The organism is Nocardia sp. NPDC049935, assembly GCF_055586645.1.
This window is the reverse complement of record NZ_JBVJHV010000002.1, coordinates 799,979-820,679: the sequence shown is the minus strand read 5'-3', so window position 1 is coordinate 820,679 and position 20,701 is coordinate 799,979. Positions and strand designations below refer to the sequence as shown.

Annotated in this window: 19 protein-coding genes and 3 tRNA genes; 9 read left to right on the top strand and 13 right to left on the bottom strand. The window is 68.7% G+C overall.

Annotated elements, in window-relative coordinates:
* Window positions 1-33 precede the first annotated feature (33 nt).
* From rpmG to ACZ6SF_RS12165, 4 genes are all read right to left on the bottom strand, one after another.
* Window positions 34-204: a 50S ribosomal protein L33 gene (gene rpmG / locus ACZ6SF_RS12180; protein WP_011211653.1), complete on the bottom strand. Its 171-nt coding sequence runs from the start codon at window positions 202-204 to the stop codon at window positions 34-36.
* A gap of 45 nt (window positions 205-249) precedes the next feature.
* Window positions 250-322, bottom strand: a tRNA-Met gene (locus ACZ6SF_RS12175).
* 69 nt (window positions 323-391) lie between these two features.
* Window positions 392-464, bottom strand: a tRNA-Thr gene (locus tag ACZ6SF_RS12170).
* A 174-nt stretch (window positions 465-638) separates the two neighbouring features.
* Window positions 639-724, bottom strand: a tRNA-Tyr gene (locus ACZ6SF_RS12165).
* Window positions 725-910: 186 nt separating this feature from the next.
* On the opposite strand from ACZ6SF_RS12165, the gene ACZ6SF_RS12160 reads away from it, so the two are divergent.
* Window positions 911-1,402, top strand: coding sequence for a YajQ family cyclic di-GMP-binding protein (locus tag ACZ6SF_RS12160; protein ID WP_466062090.1), 492 nt, complete (start codon window positions 911-913; stop codon window positions 1,400-1,402).
* Window positions 1,403-1,424: 22 nt separating this feature from the next.
* Here ACZ6SF_RS12160 and htpX read toward each other — a convergent pair whose 3' ends face one another.
* Together htpX and ACZ6SF_RS12150 are read right to left on the bottom strand one after the other, a co-directional pair.
* Window positions 1,425-2,294 (bottom strand): zinc metalloprotease HtpX, encoded by an 870-nt coding sequence (gene htpX / locus ACZ6SF_RS12155; protein ID WP_466062089.1) that lies wholly within the window; start codon window positions 2,292-2,294, stop codon window positions 1,425-1,427.
* 451 nt (window positions 2,295-2,745) lie between these two features.
* Window positions 2,746-3,768 carry a polyprenyl synthetase family protein gene (locus tag ACZ6SF_RS12150; RefSeq protein ID WP_466062087.1) on the bottom strand — a complete coding sequence of 341 codons (1,023 nt, stop codon included), beginning with the start codon at window positions 3,766-3,768 and terminating at the stop codon, window positions 2,746-2,748.
* A gap of 206 nt (window positions 3,769-3,974) precedes the next feature.
* On the opposite strand from ACZ6SF_RS12150, the gene ACZ6SF_RS12145 reads away from it, so the two are divergent.
* Genes ACZ6SF_RS12145 through ACZ6SF_RS12135 form a run of 3 tightly spaced genes read left to right on the top strand, consistent with a single transcriptional unit; the run spans window position 3,975 to window position 6,192 of the window.
* A complete protein-coding gene (locus ACZ6SF_RS12145) occupies window positions 3,975-5,246 on the top strand; it encodes a geranylgeranyl reductase family protein (protein ID WP_466062086.1) in 1,272 nt (423 codons plus the stop codon).
* Between the two features lie 22 nt (window positions 5,247-5,268).
* Entirely contained in the window at window positions 5,269-5,721 is a 453-nt protein-coding gene (locus tag ACZ6SF_RS12140) for a helix-turn-helix transcriptional regulator (RefSeq protein ID WP_466062085.1), read from the top strand.
* Window positions 5,722-5,739: 18 nt separating this feature from the next.
* Window positions 5,740-6,192 (top strand): VOC family protein, encoded by a 453-nt coding sequence (locus ACZ6SF_RS12135; RefSeq protein ID WP_466062273.1) that lies wholly within the window; start codon window positions 5,740-5,742, stop codon window positions 6,190-6,192.
* Between the two features lie 57 nt (window positions 6,193-6,249).
* Here the strand turns inward: ACZ6SF_RS12135 and ACZ6SF_RS12130 are convergent, their stop codons facing one another.
* A complete protein-coding gene (locus ACZ6SF_RS12130; protein ID WP_466062084.1) occupies window positions 6,250-6,756 on the bottom strand; it encodes a DUF2505 domain-containing protein in 507 nt (168 codons plus the stop codon).
* A gap of 194 nt (window positions 6,757-6,950) precedes the next feature.
* Between ACZ6SF_RS12130 and ACZ6SF_RS12125 the strand changes: the two genes are divergently transcribed.
* From ACZ6SF_RS12125 to ACZ6SF_RS12110, 4 genes are all read left to right on the top strand, one after another.
* The gene (locus ACZ6SF_RS12125; protein ID WP_466062272.1) at window positions 6,951-7,454 is read left to right on the top strand and encodes a DUF3592 domain-containing protein; all 504 of its coding nucleotides are present in this window, start codon (window positions 6,951-6,953) and stop codon (window positions 7,452-7,454) included.
* Window positions 7,455-7,458: 4 nt separating this feature from the next.
* Window positions 7,459-8,601, top strand: a complete 1,143-nt coding sequence (locus ACZ6SF_RS12120; protein ID WP_466062083.1) for a glycosyltransferase family 4 protein — start codon at window positions 7,459-7,461, stop codon at window positions 8,599-8,601.
* Window positions 8,602-8,670: 69 nt separating this feature from the next.
* Window positions 8,671-9,378 (top strand): demethylmenaquinone methyltransferase, encoded by a 708-nt coding sequence (locus ACZ6SF_RS12115; protein WP_466062082.1) that lies wholly within the window; start codon window positions 8,671-8,673, stop codon window positions 9,376-9,378.
* A 119-nt stretch (window positions 9,379-9,497) separates the two neighbouring features.
* The gene (locus tag ACZ6SF_RS12110; RefSeq protein WP_466062081.1) at window positions 9,498-13,718 is read left to right on the top strand and encodes a molybdopterin-dependent oxidoreductase; all 4,221 of its coding nucleotides are present in this window, start codon (window positions 9,498-9,500) and stop codon (window positions 13,716-13,718) included.
* An 82-nt stretch (window positions 13,719-13,800) separates the two neighbouring features.
* Here the strand turns inward: ACZ6SF_RS12110 and ACZ6SF_RS12105 are convergent, their stop codons facing one another.
* Window positions 13,801-14,835: an aldo/keto reductase gene (locus ACZ6SF_RS12105; RefSeq protein ID WP_466062080.1), complete on the bottom strand. Its 1,035-nt coding sequence runs from the start codon at window positions 14,833-14,835 to the stop codon at window positions 13,801-13,803.
* Between the two features lie 82 nt (window positions 14,836-14,917).
* Here ACZ6SF_RS12105 and ACZ6SF_RS12100 point away from each other — a divergent pair, with 82 nt between their 5' ends.
* The gene (locus ACZ6SF_RS12100) at window positions 14,918-15,595 is read left to right on the top strand and encodes a TetR/AcrR family transcriptional regulator (protein ID WP_466062079.1); all 678 of its coding nucleotides are present in this window, start codon (window positions 14,918-14,920) and stop codon (window positions 15,593-15,595) included.
* Between the two features lie 22 nt (window positions 15,596-15,617).
* Here the strand turns inward: ACZ6SF_RS12100 and ACZ6SF_RS12095 are convergent, their stop codons facing one another.
* From ACZ6SF_RS12095 to ACZ6SF_RS12075, 5 genes are all read right to left on the bottom strand, one after another.
* Window positions 15,618-16,298, bottom strand: a complete 681-nt coding sequence (locus ACZ6SF_RS12095; RefSeq protein WP_466062078.1) for a GAP family protein — start codon at window positions 16,296-16,298, stop codon at window positions 15,618-15,620.
* A gap of 71 nt (window positions 16,299-16,369) precedes the next feature.
* The gene (locus ACZ6SF_RS12090) at window positions 16,370-16,963 is read right to left on the bottom strand and encodes a TIGR03086 family metal-binding protein (protein ID WP_466062077.1); all 594 of its coding nucleotides are present in this window, start codon (window positions 16,961-16,963) and stop codon (window positions 16,370-16,372) included.
* Between the two features lie 227 nt (window positions 16,964-17,190).
* Window positions 17,191-18,822 (bottom strand): 2-succinyl-5-enolpyruvyl-6-hydroxy-3-cyclohexene-1-carboxylic-acid synthase, encoded by a 1,632-nt coding sequence (gene menD, locus ACZ6SF_RS12085; RefSeq protein WP_466062076.1) that lies wholly within the window; start codon window positions 18,820-18,822, stop codon window positions 17,191-17,193.
* A 210-nt stretch (window positions 18,823-19,032) separates the two neighbouring features.
* Entirely contained in the window at window positions 19,033-19,479 is a 447-nt protein-coding gene (locus ACZ6SF_RS12080; protein WP_466062075.1) for a DUF6918 family protein, read from the bottom strand.
* Between the two features lie 469 nt (window positions 19,480-19,948).
* Window positions 19,949-20,605 carry a PaaI family thioesterase gene (locus ACZ6SF_RS12075; RefSeq protein WP_466062074.1) on the bottom strand — a complete coding sequence of 219 codons (657 nt, stop codon included), beginning with the start codon at window positions 20,603-20,605 and terminating at the stop codon, window positions 19,949-19,951.
* Window positions 20,606-20,701 lie beyond the last annotated feature (96 nt).

The window sequence follows — 20,701 nt, the reverse complement described above, 5'->3', positions numbered from 1 at the left end:
GCCCGGCCACGGACGGCGATACTCACGGGAGGGTCAGCGCGACTCGCGGTGCGCCCGGTGGGTGCCGCAGTTCGGGCAGAACTTCTTCAGCTCGAGGCGGTCCGGGTCGTTGCGCCGGTTCTTCTTGGTGATGTAGTTGCGATGCTTGCACTGCTCGCAGGCCAAGGTGATCTTTGGCCGGACATCGGTGGACTTCGCGGCCACGATTATGCCTTCTTTCCGGTCAACCAGAGGGTCAATCAGTATGGGTAGCGATGGCCGGACTTGAACCGGCGACACAACGATTATGAGTCGTTTGCTCTACCGACTGAGCTACACCGCCTTACGCACCATCTGCAACGGCGACGTCGCGGCTTGGAGTGCCGAGTCGGACACCACCGGCAATCCGGCGAGCCCCCTAACGGAATCGAACCGTTGACCTTTTCCTTACCATGGAAACGCTCTGCCGACTGAGCTAAGGGGGCACGACTTCTCCGCAGCGGGAATCGGCGAACTTCTACCCGTTGCCTCGAAGACTTGAACGAGAGTACACACTCACCGCCGAGAGCTCCAAACCGCGTGGTCAGAGCCCATTTTACGCACTCGGCACGGGTACCGGAACGACGAAACCCCCACCGGATTTCACCGGTGGGGGTTCGTGGTGGCAGGTGTAGGATTCGAACCTACGTAGGCTTTCACCGACAGATTTACAGTCTGCTCCCATTGGCCGCTCGGGCAACCTGCCTGGAGGCGCACTCCCGATCTCGGATCGCTTTTCCGAGTGCGCTGAGCAGGATACAACGAACCCGCACCCGGAATGCAAACCCGCTGGCCAGATCGTATGAACCGCGCCCTTTCGAGACGGCCGATCGGCGCCGAGGTAGCTTGCCTAGGCACGCAGGGGTGATTCAACAGCGAACAGGAGCTCAGTGTGGCCGATTCATCATTCGATATCGTCAGCAAGGTCGAACGGCAGGAGGTCGACAACGCCCTGCACCAGGCCGAGAAGGAGCTGAACACCCGCTACGACTTCCGGGGAACAGGCGCGGCAATCGAATGGTCCGGCGAGGACAACGTCGTACTGACCGCCGAATCCGAAGAACGGGTGAAGGCCGCACTCGAGGTGTTCAAGGAGAAATTGATCCGGCGCGATATCTCGCTCAAGGCCTTCGACGCCGGCGAGCCGGTCGCCTCCGGCAAGACCTACAAGGTCACCGGATCACTCGTCCAGGGCATCGACTCCGAACACGCCAAGAAGATCTCCAAGAAGATCCGTGACGAGGGCCCCAAGGGCGTCAAGGCTCAGATCCAGGGCGAGGAACTGCGCGTCACCAGCAAGAAGCGCGACGACCTCCAGGCCGTGATCGCCCTGCTGAAGGGCGAGGACTTCGGAATCGCCCTGCAGTTCGTGAACTACCGGTAGCCACCGCCACCGGCCCGGCGGATCAGCGGCCGGCCATCTGCTCGAGCCGCGCGATCCGATCCGCCATCGGCGGATGGGTCGAGAACAACCGGGCCATCCGATCACCGGCACGGAACGGGTTGGCGATCATCAGATGCGATTGCGCGGTGAGCCGGGGTTCGGGCGGCAACGGGGCCGCCTGCACCCCGCGCTCCAATTTCCGCAGCGCCGACGCCAGGGCCAGCGGATCGCCGGTCAGCTCGGCCCCCGATTCGTCGGCCTGGTACTCCCGCGACCGCGACACCGCCATTTTGATCAAACCCGCGGCGATCGGGCCCAGCAGACTCACCAGCAGCACCCCGATGAGATTGGGCCCGGAGCCGCCGCGGTTACCGCCGAAGGCGGCCGCGAAATACGCAAAATTGGCCAGGCCGGAAATCACCGCCGCCATCGCACCGGCCACCGAGGAGATCAAGATATCCCGGTTGTATACATGCGAGAGTTCGTGCCCGAGTACGGCCCGTAATTCCCGCTCGTCCAGGATCTGCAGAATCCCGCTGGTACAGCAGACGGCCGCATGCCGCGGGCTACGCCCGGTGGCGAACGCATTCGGTGCGTTGGTGGGGCTGATATACAACCTCGGCACCGGCTGCCGGGCGGTGGTCGCCAGCTCACGCACGATCTTGTAGATGACCGGCGCCTCGATCTCGCTCACCGGCTGTGCCCGCATCGCCTTCAAGGCGAGCTTGTCGCTGTTGAAATACGCGTAGCCGTTCATGGCCACCGCGAGCACGATCGCGATCACCAGAATGGTCGTATTCCGGAACGCCGCTCCCGCGAGCACTATCAACGCGGAAAGACCGACCATGAGCCCGAACGTTTTCATCCCATTCGCAAACCCGTGCCCGTGCATAGCACTCCTGTATACGTGGCGCGTCTACCGCGCGAATTTCGGCCAGAACCGCTACTGCACGACAACGATTACCACGACGGGGAAGTTCCGTTACATGGAGCAGCTCCGCTGCTCGAGGGTCGGCCCTCCTGAGCGTCGCCTGTCAGACCTCGAGACTCGTGGCTTCGCCACATGCGCTTCGAGGTCTGACAGGCGACGCGGGCCGACCCCTTGACGCGGGCCGAACCCTTCAAGGGCATCGCTGAACGCGGCACCGAACTCGGAGCGGCATATCCAGCTCGGAGCCACACATCACTGGTTCGGCCCGCGTCTGCTGTCGGCCCTCGAAGCGCATGCGGCGCAGCCGCGAGTCTCGAGGGCCGACAGCAGACGCTCAGGAGGGCCGAACCTCGAGCGCGTCAGCGCTCCAGAATTACTGCCGAACCTCGAGCAGCGGAGCTGCTCCAATTACTCAGCCGACTCGTTCGATGGTGTATTGGACCAGGCGTACGAGGGCGTCGTTGGCGGGGCCCGGGGGCAGGGCCGCCAGTTCGGTGTGGGCGATGTCGGCGTATTCCCGCAGCTTTTCCTTCGCCTGGGTCATACCGGCCGACCGGCCCAGCAGTTCCAGGGCTTCGGTGACCTCCGCGTCGGATTCCAGGGGGTGGTCGAGCAGGGTGCGCAGCCGGTCGCCCACGGGGCCCTCTTCGCGCAACGCGTAGAGGACGGGGAGGGTGTGCACTCCTTCCCGCAGATCCGTGCCGGGGGTTTTGCCGCTCTGGGCCGAAACCGACGAGATATCGATGATGTCGTCGGAGATCTGGAACGCCGTCCCCACCGCGTCGCCGAGCCGGGCCAGGCGTTCGACATGTTCGGTGCCGGCGCCGGAGAACGTACCGCCGAAGCGGCCGGAGGCCGCGATCAGCGACCCGGTCTTCTCCCAGACGACCTTCAGATAGTGGGCGATCGGATCGGTGGATTCCCGGGCGCCCATGGTTTCGCGCATCTGGCCGGTGACCAGTTCGGCGAAGGTCTCGGCGATGATCCGTACCGCGTCGGGTCCGAGCGTGGAGGTGAGCCGGGAGGCGTGGGCGAACAGGTAGTCGCCGGCGAGGATGGCGACGCTGTTACCCCAGCGTGAGTTCACACTGGCCGCGCCGCGGCGCATGGTCGCCTCGTCCATGACATCGTCGTGGTACAGGGTGGCCAGGTGCACCAGTTCGACTACGGTGCCGGCGGTGATCAGGTCCGGATCACCGGGACGGGGCCCGAGCTGGCCGGTGAGGATGGTGAACAGGGGCCGGAACCGCTTACCTCCGGCCTTGGCCAGATGCAGCGCGGCTTCCTGCAGGAACGACGCACCGTCGGACAGTTCGTCGACCAGTAGTTTCTCCACTTGATCGAGACCGCCCCGCACGGTCTCCGCCAAGGCGGCGTCTCCGAGGTCTACCCCCGCCACCACCGTGCCCGCTTCGCTCACAGCAGATGTGCTCATACCTTCTCCCAAGGACGCGTCCGACCCCACGGTGATGAACCTAGCGTGTTCACGTGACAGCTCCCATGAACGCCGTCACTTATCGACCACGCATGAGCGAGGACCCTCCGTGGTGACGCTTCGCTACCGCCTCCGGGCCCGGCTCACTCATGCTGGCACCGTACCGCCATCGACATCGACGTCGGCGGCCTGTAACTATTGACCGCATGGGTGCACCTGGAGCCACGCCGGCCGACAGCTTCCCCGATGCGCTTCCCGCACGGGTAGAGGTGCTGGTCGTGGGGGCGGGCCCGGCGGGTTCGGCGGCCGCGGCGTGGGCCGCGCGGGCCGGCCGCGATGTGCTGCTGCTGGATTCCGCGGTGTTCCCACGGGATAAGACCTGCGGTGACGGGCTGACTCCGCGTGCGACGGCCGAACTCGAACATCTGGGCCTGGGCGAATGGGTGCGCGCGCATACCGTCAATCACGGCCTCCGGATGACCGGTTTCGGCCGCGAAGCGCTGCTGCCCTGGCCGGGTGGCTCCTTCCCGACCTACGGGAGCGCGATCCCCCGCACCGAACTCGACGACAAACTGCGCGAGACGGCGGTGAAATCCGGCGCCCGGATGTTCGACGGCGCGAAGGTGATCGAGGTCTCCCGTGACGGCGACCGGGTCACCGGAGTGACGGTGCGCACGGGCGAATCCGTTCGCGATATCGGCTGCGACACCCTCGTCGTCGCCGACGGGGTCCGCTCCCCGATCGGCAAACAGCTGGGCCGGGAGTGGCATCGCCGATACGCGTACGGGGTGGCGGCCCGGGCCTACATCACCTCCGGTCGCAGCGACGATCAGTGGATCACTTCACATCTGGAGCTGCGTAACGCCGACGGCGAACTGGTCCCCGGATACGGCTGGGTTTTCCCGCTGGCCAACGGCGAGGTGAATATCGGGGTCGGTTCGCTGGCCACGGAGCGGCGGCCTTCCCATATCGCGTTGAAACCGCTGCTGGAGCACTACACCGAGCTGCGGCGCTCGGAATGGGAGCTGACGGGATCGGTGCGTGCGGTGTCCTCGGCGCTGCTGCCGATGGGTGGTGCGGTCACCGGGATCGCGGGACGCAACTGGGCTCTGGTCGGGGACGCGGCGGGATGTGTGAATCCGCTCAACGGCGAAGGTATCGACTACGGGCTGGAGGGCGGCCATATGCTCTCGGAACTGCTCGACGAGCCCGATCTGACGCGGATCTGGCCGGATCTGTTGCGCGCCAGGTACGGCCGCACCTATTCGGTGGCGCGGCGGATCGCCGGCCTGGCCACCCATCCGCGGATGGTGCCGATCGGCGGACCGCCGGTGATGCGGTCGAAACTGCTGCAGCGCACCGCCGTCCGGGTGATGGGCAACCTCGTCACCGACGAGGATGTGGATCTCACCGCTCGCGCCTGGCGCACGGCCGGCCGGGCGTCCATGCGTTTCGACGAACTCGCGCCGTTCGGCTGAGCCGGCGGTACGCGACGCAGCCATGACGGGCCGCCCGGTTCCCGAGGATCTGCTCCCGCATCTGCGGCGGTCGCGGGATTTCATCGACCGTGAATACGCCCGGCCGCTGGATCTCGACGGGATGGCGGCGGCCGCGGGCGTCTCGAAATACCATTTCCTGCGCTGTTTCGCGGCGACCTACGGCAGGACCCCCGCGGTGTATCTGGCCGAGCGGCGTATCGAACGCGCCCAGGACCTGTTGCGCGCGACGAACACCACGGTAACCGAGGTGTGCCTGCTGGTGGGCTATACGAGTCTGGGCTCGTTCTCCCGGAAATTCACCGACCTCGTCGGCGTCTCACCGTCGCAATACCAGGCGAAGTTCGCCGACGGCGCCCCGCGGATCCCGGGCTGCTATATCTTCATGCACGGGTTGTCCGACCGTCGGCCCGATACCGCAATTTCGGAGAAGCCGGGCGGCGCGAGTGGGCCATAGGGTCGGGACATGACTCCGATCATCACCAATATTTCGCTGGTCACGGTGTATGTGACCGACCAGACGGCGGCCAAGAACTGGTACGTCGACATTCTCGGTTTCGTGGAGACCGCCGATATCACCATGGGCGACAACGGGTTCCGCTGGGTGACCGTGGCGCATCCGGATCATCGCGAACTCGAGGTGACCCTGATGGTGCCGGGACCGCCGCTGGACGAGAACCTGGCCGAGGCGATCCGCCGTTCACTGGCCGGCGGCAGCCACGGCTCGCTCGGGCTGACGACCCGGGACTGCCGGAAGGCCTACGAGGAGCTCAGCGCGAAGGGCGTGGAGTTCGTGCAGCCGCCCGCCGAACGCCCGTACGGGGTGGAGACGGTGTTCCGGGACAATTCGGGAAACTGGCTGGTACTGGTCGAGCCGAAGGAATTCGATCCGGCCGCCGGGACGGAAGCGCCCTGCACGCAGTTGTGAGCGGGCGGTGCGGTTGTCCCGGGGCCGCGGCGGTGCCCGGCCCCGGGGATGCGGATATCAGGCGTCGGCGCGTTCGGCGAACCAGTTGACGACGAATTTGCGTTCGCTTTCGACCACCCGTCGCTGCAACTGCTCGGCGAGCGGTTCGATGGCGCCGCCCACCAGCGGGACCTTGACCTTGACCGAACCGGATATCTCCAGTTCCGAGCCCTCCGCCGAAGGCCGCAGCCGGAAGGTCCCGGTCATCTGCGAGGAGATCGCCGACGAGGTGCCCTCGAAGGTGCCCTCGGCGGTATCGCCGGACAGCGGCTGCCAGTTGTCCACCCGGGTGACGACGAGATCGCTTTTGAGCACCTTGCGGACGATGCCGGGAATCTTGTCCGGGCGGATCGTCTCGCTCATGGCGATTCTGATGGTCCCCGGGCCACCGGGATGCGACAGGTCCAGCGTGGCGGTCTGCGCACCGGCGAATCGATCACGCCACAGTTCGTCCCCGGTCAGTGCCGCGTGGAGCCGGTCCACCGGGATCGGATAGGACAGGGTGAAGCCGAATTTTCGGGCCATGAGCGCCCACCCTAGCCGACCCGGATAGCCTGTTGCCGTGCCGTGAACCGGCCGCCCGGCCCTGCCGTACGGCGGCCGCGCGCACCCCCGAACAGGAATTCCGAGGAGCCAGCGTGCCCGATCAGGCAGAGGTCGCCGAGCCACACGGCCCGGCCCCGCAACCGGACGCGCACCCGGCACCCGGACCGGACCCCGTGCCGCGGCCGGCCGATCCCAGCGATCGGCTGCGCAAGGTGCGCGTGGGGGTCCTGATCGCCGCCGTAGCGCTCAGCGTGCTGACGGTGCTGCTGGTTCTGGCCGCGTGGCGCAACGACTACCTGATCGAATCGGATAAGGGCGAGACGACCGGTGAGGTGCTGTCCGCCGGACGCCTGCGGTCGGCAGTGATGTACGTCACTCCCGATGGGGTGACCCACAATCCGAAGGTCGGTGTCCTCTACCCCACCAACCTGACCGCCGGTGAGCGGATCAATGTCGAATACAACCGCGCCGATCCCGATCTGGTGCGGGTCGCCGGCCGGGATGTGCGGGTGGCGATACCGCCCGCGCTATCGGTATTGGCCACGATCTGGGCGCTGGCCCTGCCCACACTGTGGCTGCTGGTGCGGGCCGAATCCGGTTCGATGAGTGTTCGCCCGATCTTCGATCCGGTGTCATATCGCCGACGCACAGCGGGGTCATCGGACCCCCCACACTGAGCGTGTGCGCGTAGCCATCGTTGCGGAGTCATTTCTTCCGAATATGAACGGCGTCGTGAACTCGGTGCTCCGAGTGCTGGACCATCTGGACCAGCACGGACACGAGGCCCTGGTCATCGCGCCCGATTCGCTGCGCGGACAGCCGCCCGCGGCCCGGCAGCACGGCAGATTCCCGGTGTACCGGGTACCGGCGGTGATGGTGCCGAAGATCAGTTCGCTGCCGGTGGGGTTGCCGCAGCCCGGCATGGTCAAGGCCCTGGGCGCGTTCGACGCGGATGTAGTCCATCTGGCGTCCCCCTTCCTGCTGGGTGCGGGAGGTCTGGCGGCCGCGCTACGGCTGGATCTGCCCGCGGTGGCGGTCTACCAGACCGATGTGGCCGGTTTCGCCAAGAGCTACGGGCTGGGCCTGGCCACCCGGGCCGCCTGGGGCTGGACCCGGCGGATCCACGAGGGAGCGGTCCGGACGCTCGCGCCGTCGAGCGCGGCAGCCGAGGACCTCGCCCGGCACGGGATTCCCCGGGTGCACCGGTGGGGCCGGGGTGTCGACACGGTGCGCTTCACTCCCGGCGCCCGGCGGCCCGAACTGCGGGCGGCGTGGGCCGGGGCGGACGACAAACTGATCGTCGGGTTCGTGGGCCGGCTGGCGCCGGAGAAGCATGTGGACCGGCTCGCGGTATTGGCCGGCGATCCGTCGATCCAACTGGTGATCGTCGGCGACGGACCCGAACGGGCGAAGCTCACCGCGGCCCTGCCGGGCGCCGTGTTCACCGGTGAACTCGGCGGCGACGAACTGGCCCGGGCCTACGCGAGCCTGGATGTGATGGTGCATCCGGGCGAGCACGAAACCTTCTGCCAGGGTGTCCAGGAGGCCCTGGCCTGCGGGGTTCCCGTGATCGGGCCCGATATGGGCGGGCCCCGCGATCTGATCGCGCACTGCCGCAACGGCTACCTGCTACCGGTTCCGGAGTTCACCGAACTGCTGCCCAGTACCGTCGCGGCGTTACGCGAGCCCGCGCTACGCGCCCGCTTCGCCGCGGCGGCCCGCAAATCGGTTCTGCATCGCACCTGGCCGGCGGTGTGCACCGAGCTCATGGGCCACTACGCGGAGGTGATCGGCGCCGATCACCGGTTACCGCGTTCGGCCTGAGACCACCGGCCGCTCGTGCCGCGGGTCGCCGATGCGCTCGCCGCCCCGGCGCCCATTAGGGTCGGGGCTGTGGTGAAAACGCAATCGGTCCGGGCCTCGCTGGACAAGCAGCCGCACGAGGTCGCGTCGATGTTCGACGGGGTGGCGCGGCGGTACGACCTGACCAACACCGTGATATCGGCAGGTCAGGACCGCTATTGGCGCTGGCTGACCCGTAAGGCGATCGATCCGCGTCCGGGTGAGCGGATCCTGGACCTGGCGGCCGGGACCGGGGTCTCCACCGTGGAACTGCGGAAATCCGGGGCCTGGTGCGTGGCCACCGATTTCTCCCAGGGCATGCTGGCCGCGGGCCGGTTCCGCCGGGTGCCGATGGTCGCGGGCGACGCGATGGCGCTCCCCTTCGCCGACAACTCCTTCGACGCGGTGACCATTTCCTTCGGCCTGCGCAATGTGGCCGATATCGATCTCGCGATGCGCGAACTGCTGCGGGTCACCAAACCCGGCGGCCGGATGGTGATCTGTGAGTTCTCGACGCCGGTGATCCCGGTGTTCAAGACCATCTATATGGAGTACCTGATGAAGGCGCTGCCCCGGGTGGCCCGCGCCGTGAGCAGCAACCCGGACGCCTACGTCTACCTGGCCGAATCCATCCGCGCCTGGCCGAACCAGCGGCGGCTGGGCCGCCGGGTCGCCGACGCCGGCTGGTCCGGGGTGAAGTGGCGGAACCTGACCGGCGGCGTGGTCGCGCTGCATCGGGGGTACAAGCTCGGCGGCTGATACCCGCCGGGGCGTGTTCATTTTCCTCACCGCTGTGAATTTCGCCGGTGAAGGGGAATGTCATCGGCCCCTAACATCGGGAAAACCCGAGGAAACCGGTCGCGGGCACCATCGGAACCATGTCCGAAAGGCGCACAGACCGGCAGCCGGGCACGACCCGAACCTCGTGCTCGTACTGCGGCGTCGGCTGCGGAATCGAAGTGACCACCCGGACGGACCCCACCGGCGCCCCGGTGATCGCGAAGGTCGTCGGCGACAAACTCCACCCCGCCAACGCCGGGCGGTTGTGCACCAAGGGCGCCACCCACCTGGAGCTCACCCGGACCACCGGCCGGATGACCACCGCTTATCGGCGGCCCGAGCGCGGCGTCGAACCGGAACCGGTCGGGGTGGACGAGGCGGTGGCCGAGGCCGCGAGCCGACTGCGCCGGATCCTGGACGAACACGGACCGGACGCGATCGCGCTCTACGTCTCCGGCCAGATGTCGCTGGAGGCGCAGTACCTGGCCACCAAACTCGCCAAGGGGCATCTGCGCACCATCCATATGGAGGCCAACTCGCGCCTGTGTATGGCCAGTGCGGGCACGGGCTACAAACAATCGCTGGGCGCCGACGGGCCGCCCGGATCCTATGAGGATTTCGAGCACGCCGACCTGTTCTTCGTGATCGGCGCCAATATGGCCGATTGCCATCCCATTCTGTTCCTGCGGATGGCCGACCGGCTCAAGGCGGGCGCGAAACTGATCGTGGTGGATCCGCGCCGCACCGAAACCGCCGCCCGCGCCGATCTGTTCCTGCAGATCGCTCCCGGCACCGACCTCGCACTGCTGAACGGTCTGCTGCACCTGCTGGTCGAGAGCGGGGATATCGACAGCGAGTTCATCGCCGAGCACACCGAGGGCTGGACCGGTATGCCCGAGTTCCTCGCCGACTACCCGCCCGACCGGGTGGCCGCGCTCACGGGTCTGGCGGAGGCCGATATCCGCACGGCCGCACAGTGGATCGGCGCGGCGGGTGAATGGATGAGCCTGTGGACGATGGGGCTCAACCAGTCCACGCACGGCACCTGGAACACCAACGCGCTGTGCAACCTGCATCTGGCCACCGGCGCGATCTGCCGCCCGGGTAGCGGCCCGTTCTCCCTCACCGGGCAGCCGAATGCCATGGGCGGCCGGGAAATGGGTTATATGGGCCCGGGCCTGCCCGGCCAGCGCAGTGTGCTCGCGCCCGCCGATCGCGCCTTCGTGGAGACCGCGTGGGAACTGCCCCCGGGCTCCTTGCGGTCCGAAGCGGGCCCCGGCACGGTGGAGATGTTCCGGCAACTGTCCGCGGGCGCCATCAAGGCCGCGTGGATCATCTGCACCAACCCGGTGGCGACCGTGGCCAACCGCAAAACGGTGATCGCCGGGCTCGAGGCCGCCGAACTGGTGATCGCCCAGGACGCCTACACCGATACCGCCACCAACACCTACGCCGATCTGCTGCTGCCCGCCACGCTGTGGGCGGAGGCCGACGCGGCGATGGTCAATTCCGAACGCACCGTCACCCTCCAGCAACGTTCGATCGACCCGGCGGGTGCGGCGCGCCCGGACTGGCAGCTCATCGCCCAGGTGGCGACCGCGATGGGATTCCCCGGGTTCGACTACGCCTCCAGCGCCGAGGTTTTCGACGAACTGCGCGGTTTCGCGAATCCGGCCACCGGCTACGACCTGCGCGGAATGAGCTACGACCGGCTGCGCGAGGGGCCCATGCAGTGGCCGTGCCCGGACCCGGCCCGCCGCCGCAACCCGATCCGCTACCTCAACGACGGGGTGAGCCAGACCGAGTACACCGACGCCACCGGGCACCGGCCCCGGCTGGCCTTCGCCACCCCGAGCCGGCGGGCGGTGTTCTGGCCGCGGCCGCATATGCCCGCTGCGGAGATGCCCGACGACGACTATCCGTTCCTGCTCAATACCGGCCGCCTGCAGCATCAATGGCATTCGATGACCAAGACCGGCCGCATCGACAAGCTGAACAGACTGAACCGGGCGCCGTTCGTCGAGGTCCATCCCACCGACGCCCGCGCGCTGGGTCTGGAACCCGGCGACCAGCTCGAAATCGCGTCGCGTCGCGGCCGGGCGGTGCTGCCGGTCCGGATCGACGACCGGGTCCGGCCGGGCGACTGTTTCGCGCCCTTCCACTGGAACGACGAACAGGGTGAGTACCTGACCATCAACGCGGTGACCAACGACGCGGTCGACGGCGATTCGCTGCAACCGGAATTCAAGGCGTGCGCGGTGTCGCTGCGCCGGGTGGCGCCGATGACGCCCGCGCGCGGACCGGAGTCGCCCGCCGCCGAAATCGGCGAGACCGCGCCCGGCGCGCATCCGCTGGCCGCGATCCTCGGACTGGACACGGCCGCCACCCCGACTCTGAGCGAAACCGAACGGATCTACCTCGGCGGCTATCTGGCCGCCCTGCACTCCCTTCCGGTCTCGGGCCAGCCGGTGCTGCCGGAATCGGCTCCGCTCTCGGCGCGCGGCCGGGTCTGGGTGGACGGGCTGCTCGCGGGCATGTATTCGCGCGGTGTACCGGCGGATCCGGCGGCGGCCGGCGCGGCCGGCGGTGACGCGCAGACGCGGGCGGTCACGGTGTTGTGGGCTTCCCAGACCGGCAATGCCGAGGAGTTCGCGGCGGGCGCGGCGCAACGGCTCACCGAGGCCGGATTCCGGCCGCGGCTGGTCGATATGGATTCCTGCGAACTCTCGGCGCTGGCCGGCGATGTCCTGGTCGTCACCAGCACCTTCGGCGACGGCGGCCCACCCGACAACGGCACCGACTTCTGGACCCGGCTCGACGAGAGCCCGGTGCGGCTCACCGGTATGCGCTACGCCGTCTTCGCCCTGGGCGACTCCTCCTACGACGATTTCTGCGGTCACGGCCGCAAATTGGACACCTTGTTCGCCGACCGCGGCGCCACCCGCTTGCTGCCCCGGATCGACTGTGAACCCGATTTCGAGGAGCCGGGGGCCGCCTGGCTGGACTCGGTGATCGCCGCCCTGTCGGATTCCGGCGGCGAACGGGAAGCCTCCACCGACACCGCCGGAACCGGTACTGCCGCACCGGCCGGTATCGGCGGCCCGGGCCCGAAGCCGGCGACCGGTTCCACCGCCGCCACGGCTGTTCTGGAGCGCACGGCTCCGGCGCGGACACCGCGCGCGCCCGCGCCCTTCACCCGTGCGACCCCGGTCGCCGCCCCGCTGGTGAGCAACGAACTGCTCACGGCCCCCGACGCGTCGAAGGAGGTCCGGCGGTTCGTCTTCGACCTCCAGGGCCTGGACGCCCGATACGAGGCCGGTGACTCACTGGGTGTGTGGCCGGTGAACTGCCCGTCGCTGGTCGGCGAATGGCTGGACGCCACCGGGCTGGACGGCAACCGGACCGTCACCGTCGGCGACGCGGAGATGAGCCTGAACAGCGCGCTGCGCACCCACTACGACGTCACGAAGGTCTCCCGCGACCTGCTGGAGTTCGTGGCCGAACACAATCCCAGCAACCGGCTCGCGAAGCTGTTGCGCCGGGACAACCGCAACGAACTGGCCGGGTATCTGTGGGACCGGCAGGCCGCCGATGTCCTCCGCGATTTCCCGGTGCGGGCCGACCTCGTCGAATGGCTCGATGTGCTGAAGAAGCTCCAGCCGCGCCAGTATTCGATCTCGTCCAGCCCACTGGTGGATCCGGACCGGGTGGAACTCACCGTGGGGATCGTCCGCTACGGCGATCCGGCGGGCGCCGGATCGGCGGCCCGGCGCGGCGGTGTGTGCTCGACCTTCCTCGCCGACCGCGCCGCCGACGCGACGGTCCCGGTGTTCCTCCAGCGCGCCCCGCATTTCCGCCCGCCGCTGGACCCCTCCGCGCCGATGATCATGGTCGGTCCGGGCACCGGTATCGCTCCCTTCCGCGGTTTCCTGCACGAGCGGCGGGCGCGGGGTGCCACCGGACGCAATTGGCTGTTCTTCGGTGATCAGCACGCCACCCAGAACTTCTACTACCGCGCCGAACTCGAGGATATGTTCCGGTCCGGGCATCTGTCCCGGCTCGACCTGGCCTTCTCCCGAGATCAGCGCGAGCGGATCTATGTCCAGCACCGGATGATCGAGCACGGCGCCGAACTGTGGTTGTGGTTGCGCGAGGGCGCCCATTTCTATGTCTGCGGCGACGCGGCCCGGATGGCCAAGGATGTCGACGACGCCCTGCTCCGGATCGCCCGGGTGCACGGCAAACTCGACGAGGACGGTGCACTGGCCTTCCGGAAACAGCTGACCGCGGAGAAACGCTATGTCCGCGATGTCTACTGAGCATGAGCGGGGCAGGTCCGGAGGCGGTAGCGAAGCGTAACCACGCAGGACCCCCGCTCATGCTCGATGTCTACCGAGCGGTTCAGGCCGCGGGTGGGTTGAGCCGGGTGAAATCCGGCAGGCGGTAGTACGGGTAGTAGGGGTACGGCGGGGTCAGTGCGCTGGCCTTGTCCAGCCGGGCGAGCTGGTCGGCGGTCAGTTCCCATCCGACCGCGCCGAGGTTCTGGCGCAACTGCTCCTCGTCGCGGGCGCCGACGATCACGGTGGCGACCGTGGGACGCGTGAGCAGCCAGTTGAGGGCGATCTGCGGTACGGTCCGGCCGGTTTCGGCGGCGACCTCGTCCAGCGCGTCGACGACGGTGTACAGGTGTTCGTCGTCCACCGGCGGACCCGCTTCCGCCGTCCGGTGCAACCGGCTACCCTCGGGGAGCGGCTGCCCACGCCTGATCTTGCCGGTGAGCCGGCCCCATCCGAGTGGGCTCCAGATCACCGCGCCGACCCCTTCGGCCAGGCCCAGCGGCATCAGTTCCCATTCGTAATCGCGGCCGGTCAGGGAGTAGTAGACCTGGTGCGCGACATAGCGGGTGAGACCGCCGCGATCGGCGGTGGCCAGTGATTTCATCAGCTGCCAGCCGGCGAAATTGGAGGCGCCCAGGTATCGGATCTTGCCGGCGCGGACCAGATCGTCCAGCGCGCGCAACACCTCCTCGATAGGGGTGTGGGCGTCGAAGGCGTGGAGCTGGAACAGGTCGATGTGCTCGACGCCGAGCCGGCGCAGCGAGGCCTCGACCGCGCCGATGAGCCTGGCCCGGCCCGAGCCGGCGTCGAGCGGCCCGGGACCGGTGGGCAGGCTCGCTTTGGTGGAGAGCAGCAGCCGGTCACGCCGGCCGCGGATCGCGGCGCCGAGCACTTCCTCGGAGGCGCCGTCGGAATAGACGTCGGCCGTATCGAACATCGTCACGCCCGCGTCCAGGCTGATATCCACCATCCGCCGGGCCTGCTCGGTATCGGTATCGCCCCAGGCGCCGAACAGTTCGCCGCGGCCGCCGAAGGTGCCCGCTCCGAAACTCAGGGCGGGTACGACCAGCCCCGAGGCACCCATCCGCCGGTACTCCATCTCGACTCCTAAAGGGTCTATAGTTCCGTTAACAAACTCGAAGATACACCCATCGAGCCACAAATGAAACTGGAGTTCCGTTATGACGCTGGATTCGCCGGACCACGAGACACCCGAAACATCGGAACCCGGTGACGCTTCGGAACCCGGTTCCGTCCGCCCGGGCGGACGCACCGCCCGGGTCCGTGGCGCGGTGCTGCGTGCCGCCGGCGATCTGCTCGCCGAACGCGGTTTCGCGCACCTGGACCTGACTGAGGTCGCCGCCCGGGCCGAGGTCGGCAAGACCACGGTCTACCGGCGCTGGCGGACCCCCACCGGACTCATCGCCGACCTCCTCGTCGAGATGGCGCGGGAATCACGACCGCGCGCCGATACCGGGACATTGCGCGGCGACCTCACCGCGAACGCCCGACTTGTCGCCGATACACTCACCGACCCTCGCCAGGGCAGTCTCTTCCGGGCCGTCATCGCCGCCGCCACCTGCGACGACTCCGCGGCCGACGCGCTGCGGCGGTTCTACGACGCCCGGCTCGGCGAATGGGCGCCGTGTATCACCGACGCCGTCTCCCGCGGCGAGGCGCCGCCCGGCACCGACCCCCGCGCGGTACTCACCGCGGTATCCGGGCCGCTGTACTACCGGTTGCTGGCCAGCGGCGACCCGATCGACGCGGCCGCGATCCGCACGGCCGCGTCGGCCGCGGCGGCGGCCGCCACCGCGGGAATCTACGTCCGCACCGCCGACGACCACAACGCCGAATGACCCGGCCGCCCGGCCGGGTTTCTCACCACAGGTTTCCGGCGTGGATCACCGCGTCGGCCAGTAGCGCGGCGCCCAATACCGCGAACACCACCCGCACCGAGACCGGCCCGTATCGCGAGACCACCCGTACGACCGCGCGATACACCCGCTGCGCGCGCGGAGTGCGCCGGACCGACAGCGCGAGCACCACCACGGGCGGCAACAGCGCGAGAGCGCAGTAGGCGACCACGATCAGCGGCCACAGCGCCGGACGTGGATCGCGGGCCGCGATCATCGCCAGGCCCGCCAGATAGGGAATCGCGGTCGGCGCCTGGGCCAGCCCGATACCCACCCCCAGCACCCCGAGCAACCAGGGCCGCCGCCGGATGGTGACCGTCCAGGCGGGCGGTTCGGCGCGCGCGCCGCCGGGCAGCGCGGCCAGAACCAGCAGGACCACCCCGAAAACCAGTTCCCCCCAGGCCCGGATGGTCGGCGTGAGTTCGAAATCCACCAGATCGGTGAGGAAGTCGATACCGAGCACGGTCAGCAACCCGAAAGCCGTCGTGACGGCGAAAACCCCGGCGACGAAACTCATCCCGCCGGGCACCGGCGATTTCCGGGCCAGCCTGCTGTCGACCACGATCGCCGCGGTCACCCCGACGAGCAACAGGTCGAGGGAATCGATGAACGCGAACCCGGCGAGGGCGAACAGGAGGGCCACCATGACGCGGCCAGCCTACGCACCCGCCGGACCCGGTCGCCGGACAGCGCGGACCCGGTGCCCGCGCTGTCCGATCATGTAGCGGAGATGGCCGTCGGTAGCCAGAACGGGTCGCGACCGGTGTAGCCGAGTACCCGGTGCAGCAGCGGGGCGCCGGGGCCGATCGCGACCGTGGGGCCGAACAGTCCGGGCGTGCCCTCGGCCGGGGTGTCCTTCAGGAAATCCAGCAGTATTTCGAGGTGGGAATCGGCCACCTCCAGCGGCTGCGCCGTCGCCCGGGACAGATCCCAGGCGTGGATGACGAGTTCGTCCAAGGCGACCCGTGCGGTCACGGGAGCCGGCATGGCGACACCGCCCGCTTCCGTATCGCCCTCCCAGGCCGACGGTGATCGCCACGCCTGCGCGAGCGCGCGCAACCGGTCGGCGATACCCGCGCGCCAGCCGGTCGGCAAGGTGTCGCCGGAACCGAATTCCGGGGCCGCGGAGCTGTTCAGCGCTTCCTTGGTGGCCGCGGCCCGGAAAGCCTCGGCCAGCCCGTCCACATGCTCGAGCAGGGCTCGGACAGGAATATCGGCGGGGGTGGGTGCGTCGAGCTGGTCGTCCTCGATCGCGGCGACGACGGCGGTCAGGGCGTCGGTGGCCGGCGACAGGTCGAATTCCGGTGGCATGCGGTCTCCTCGATCCGGGGCTGCTGTAGATCGAGACGACGCGGGCCGGGCGAAATCATCTGTTATTTCGGAGCGGCTCCGCCGCTCGATGTTCGGCCCTCCTGAGCGCCTGCTGTCAGCGCTCGAGACTCGCGGCTGCGCCGCCTCGCTTCGAGCGCTGACAGCAGGCGCGGGCCGAACCGGGCGGCCGAACCCGGCGGCCGAGCGCGGGGGCCGAGCCCGGGGCGTTAGGAGCCGATTCCGGTGCGCATGGCCGTGTGCAGTTCTCGCAGCCCGGCCCGGTCGGTGAGCACCTCCAGTACCCGGAACCCGCCCGCGGGTACCGCGAGTTCGGCTGCGAGTTCGGCCGGGCCGACCTGCTGATGGGGTATTCGGTATGCCGCGCACAATGCCGAGAGGTCCATTCCGTGCGGGGTGCCGAACACCCGCTCGAAAACCCCGGCGTATTGCGGGTCTCCCTGTTCGAGGAGTTCGAAGATGCCGCCGCCGTCGTCGTTGGCGACCACGATGGTGAGGTCCTCGGGGCGGGGCTCGCCGCGTCCGATGAGCAGGCCCGGCGCGTCGTGCAGGAAGGTGAGGTCACCGATCAGCGCGACCGTGCGGCCCGGATGGTGCAGCGCGGCGCCCACCGCGGTGGACACCGTCCCGTCGATACCCGCGACCCCGCGGTTGGACAGCACCCTGACCCCGGGCAGCGGCGAGGACACCAGGGCGGCGTCACGCACCGGGTTCGAGGCGCCCAGCAGCAATTGATCGCCTTCACGCAGGGCGTCCATGATCACCGCCGCCACGTGCAGGCCGGTGGGTTTCGGATGACCGGCCAGTTCGTCGCGCACCACCGTGCGGGCACGCTGATCGAGCTCCCGGCAGCGGGTCAGCCATTGCGGGCTCGGCTCCCCCGTGGTGACCGCCCGGGTGCCGGTACCGACCACATTGCCGGAGACATCGGGCCAGCGCGGACCGGTGGTCAGCGCGTACACCGTGACCTCGGGATCGGCCAGCACCTTCGACACCTGCCGGTGCAGGGTCGGGCGGCCGGTGATGATGGCCTGTTTCGGTTTCAGCAATGGCAGCGCCAGCGGATGCAGGGCCGGGCCGTGCACGGGCGCGGTGGGCTCGGCGACCGTCGGCAGGGCCGCGAGTTCGGGGCGCAGCCCCGCACCGTGGCCGGAGATGACCACGGTATCCGGGGTCAGGTCGATATCGAGCGGAACGTCGAGGGTGGCGTACTGGGTGGCGGTCCACGGGCGGCCGGATTCCCGTCCCGCCGGTATCGGCTCACCGGCCCGCGAGTCCGGGACCAGCGGTTCACGCAGCGGAATATCGAAATGAACCGGCCCGGCATTGCCGGAGCGGGTACCGCGGGCGGCGGCCAGCACCCGGCACACCGACGAACGCCAGACACTGTTCTGCCGCGGATAGTCGGCGGCCGCTTCGGTTTCGGCCAGGCCGAGGCTGATGGTCGCGCGGACCTGGCTGCCGAACAACCCGAGTTGTTCGACGGTCTGGTTGGCGCCCGTGCCCAGCATCTCGTAGGGACGGTTGGCGCTGAGGACGATGAGCGGCACCCGGGCGTAGTTCGCCTCCAGCACCGCGGGACCCAGATTGGCCACCGCGGTCCCCGAGGTCATGACGACCGGTACCGGGGCGCCCGACGCGATGGCCAGGCCGATCGCGAGAAATCCGGCGGTCCGCTCGTCGATCCGCATATGCAGCCGGAGCGTGCCCGCCGCATCGGCGGCCTGCAGTGCGAACGCGAGCGGCGCGTTGCGCGAGCCGGGGCACAGCACCACTTCCCGCACCCCGCCACGGGCGAGTTCGTCGACGACCACCCGCGCTTGCGCTGTTGACGGATTCACGCCTCCAGCCTGTCAGACCACGGCGGCGCCGTCTGCGTCGGCCTGCTCACATCGGCGGCGCCGATCGGCGGCACATACCCGCAGGACCTGCGATAACCGGTCCTTCACCCCCGAGAACCGGGCCGGAACCCCCCGTTGGGGACCTCGTCGACGAGGCCCCCACGAGCCGCGCGTGCGCGCGGCCGAATCACCGTATTGCCGGGATACCGGTCAGCCGGCGTGCTTCTGTACCAGGTCGCCGACCCGGGGCAGCGCCTCGACGACGTTCTTCTTGGCCGAGGAACGCATCGAGTTGTACACCTTCTGCAGGGCCGGGCGGCTCGAGGCCGCGGCACGCGCGTCGGTGACGGTCAGCAGCGATTCGGCGACCTCGTCGCCCTTGCCGGCGAGCAGTTCGCCGAAGGTGCCGCTGCCGCCGGCCTGGAACTCGGCCCAGTACGGCTGGAGCTGCTCGAGCAGCTTGGGCGCCAGCGATTCCAGGGCGTCGGGCACGATGGACGGGCTGATCTTCTTCACCGCCGCGTACCCACCCTTCACGGCCAGACCCGACGCACCACCCTTATCGGAGACCTCGGCATCCAGGACCTGGACGGCATCGGCGAGGAAGGCCGGGCGCGTGGCCTCGTCAAGCAGTGATTCAGACAGTGCTGCAACCAATTTAAGGATCCTCCGGATCAGTACTCGTATGGACGGGCAACGCAACTATACGCATCACCCGCACGAGTGTTCGCGGCCCCGCACAGCCGGACCGCGGGCCGCACTGTCCCACCGGCGTTGCCGCGCAACCCGGTACGGCCGAAGATCGGGCCGCAGCCCACCTCCCGAGCAGGTAGTACCCCCGGCGTACACAAACCGAAACATCCGTACTCCGAAGAACCCGCCACGCCCCCCGTCCGGTCCCACCGACCGGGATCCCGCAACGGCCACCGCCCAACCGCCGAGACCGATGTTTCCCGCCGCCCCCCCCGATTTCAGCAAGACCTTCAAGGCCCCGACCTCCGCCTGAACCGGTTCGGCCCGCGTCTGCTGTCGGCCCTCGAAGCGCATGCGGCGCAGCCGCGAGTCTCGAGGGCCGACAGCAGACGCAAAAGAGGGCCGAACCTCGAGCAGCGGAGCTGCTCCAGAATTACGGCTGCCAGGGGAGTAGCTGGATCATCAGGCCTTCGCAGTCCGCGAGGACGGTGCCTTCCGCATCGAGGAGTTCGGCGCTGATGAAGGTTTTCCGGCCTTCCGTCCGCTCGACCCGGCTGCGCACGGTGAGCGGGGTGTCCAGCGGAGTCACCTTGCGGTAGTTCACATGCAGGTAGGCGGTGCGGCTGATCGGCCGTCCGGCGTAGTGCACGGTCATCCCGAAGAGATCGTCGAACAGCAGCGGCAGCACACCGCCGTGCGCGGCGGCGTTCCCGCCGAGATGGAAGCGGCGGAACACACCCCGCATCACGATGCCGTCGGGTCCGGCCGAGACCGTACGCCAGGGCAGCAGGAGCAGGCTGCCGCGACCGGGCAGGTCGACGGCCCGGCCGGCGGGACCCTGCTGTTCGGGGGCCCGGTAGGGCTCGAGCAGGGCGATCAGCTCGTTGGCCCGGTCGCGGGCGGCGCGATAGACCGAATCCGGGGCGTCGGCGGAGACGGTGAGGTCCTGGAGGGTCCGCATGGCCTCGACGAACTCCCCGAATTCCGGCCCGACCTCGGCCGGGGTGATCTTCGGAAACCCGCCGTGCCGCTCGTACCGATCCTCGTCGACGGCGCTGTCGTCGATCACCGGTTGGGTCCGCTCGCTCATATATGCACCGTAACTCCGGGTTTTACGCCGTCCAAACAAAACGGGTGAGATGTGGTGAAGTCAACGGCCCGCAAACCCGCCTACCGCGCCTGATGT

What these genes read in the sequence shown, in the direction of transcription:
- ACZ6SF_RS12145 (WP_466062086.1), top strand. Translation starts at nt 3,975, where the DNA reads ATGGGTGCACCTGGAGCCACGCCGGCCGACAGCTTCCCCGATGCGCTT.
- ACZ6SF_RS12105 (WP_466062080.1), bottom strand. Translation starts at nt 14,835, where the DNA reads ATGGAGTACCGGCGGATGGGTGCCTCGGGGCTGGTCGTACCCGCCCTG.
- ACZ6SF_RS12090 (WP_466062077.1), bottom strand. Translation starts at nt 16,963, where the DNA reads ATGCCACCGGAATTCGACCTGTCGCCGGCCACCGACGCCCTGACCGCC.
- htpX (WP_466062089.1), bottom strand. Translation starts at nt 2,294, where the DNA reads ATGCACGGGCACGGGTTTGCGAATGGGATGAAAACGTTCGGGCTCATG.
- ACZ6SF_RS12140 (WP_466062085.1), top strand. Translation starts at nt 5,269, where the DNA reads ATGACGGGCCGCCCGGTTCCCGAGGATCTGCTCCCGCATCTGCGGCGG.
- ACZ6SF_RS12100 (WP_466062079.1), top strand. Translation starts at nt 14,918, where the DNA reads ATGACGCTGGATTCGCCGGACCACGAGACACCCGAAACATCGGAACCC.
- ACZ6SF_RS12110 (WP_466062081.1), top strand. Translation starts at nt 9,498, where the DNA reads ATGTCCGAAAGGCGCACAGACCGGCAGCCGGGCACGACCCGAACCTCG.
- ACZ6SF_RS12095 (WP_466062078.1), bottom strand. Translation starts at nt 16,298, where the DNA reads ATGGTGGCCCTCCTGTTCGCCCTCGCCGGGTTCGCGTTCATCGATTCC.
- ACZ6SF_RS12130 (WP_466062084.1), bottom strand. Translation starts at nt 6,756, where the DNA reads ATGGCCCGAAAATTCGGCTTCACCCTGTCCTATCCGATCCCGGTGGAC.
- ACZ6SF_RS12150 (WP_466062087.1), bottom strand. Translation starts at nt 3,768, where the DNA reads ATGAGCACATCTGCTGTGAGCGAAGCGGGCACGGTGGTGGCGGGGGTA.
- ACZ6SF_RS12075 (WP_466062074.1), bottom strand. Translation starts at nt 20,605, where the DNA reads ATGAGCGAGCGGACCCAACCGGTGATCGACGACAGCGCCGTCGACGAG.